Here is a 622-nt window from a genome sequence, read left to right as displayed (position 1 = left end):
AAAAAAATAACTTTAAGATTAATTCTCCTAATCCTACTAATAATAATCCTTTAGATAAAGAAAAACTACTATCACAAATAGATACTACTCCTACCTCTCTTATACTTGTTACTTCATTTAAAGAATTGAGAGAATATTATCTCACTCCTACTTATTATGAAAATAAAGATTCTAAAGATAATCTTATAATCTCACAAAGTAATTTCTATAATACTTATGAAGAAATAGATATAGCATTAGAATCTATTAATAAAAGTAAGAATACATTAGATACTAATAATATGGAATCTAATGTATTCTTAAAAGACATACTAGATTCTATAATGCTTGATTATGATATTAAACATTTCTCTTATAGAATCTTTAGCATAAGAATTGCATATAGTATTTATGAATATATCCTTATTATTCCTAAAAGCATTCCTAGTTTTATTAAAAATCTTTTAAAAGAAAAAAGAAATAAAGAAGAACTCTCTTATGGCTATGGAAGATTTATTAATCTACAAAAAGATTATCTAAGAAATATAGATAATACTAATAATGATTCTAATACTATAACTACTCTTAATATTCAAGGTTCAATACTTTTATCTCCTAGTGGAATGGAGAAAGTAAGAATGGA

1 pseudogene is annotated in these 622 nt (G+C 22.8%); it reads left to right on the top strand.

The annotated features are described in order from the left end of the window. Positions 1-622, top strand: a pseudogene (locus tag CQA44_RS12920) (hypothetical protein); the annotation flags it as partial.

The sequence above is a fragment of the Helicobacter sp. MIT 14-3879 genome, assembly GCF_003364125.1.
Note: the sequence above shows the minus strand (reverse complement) of the source record. Positions and strands in the feature narration are given on the sequence as shown.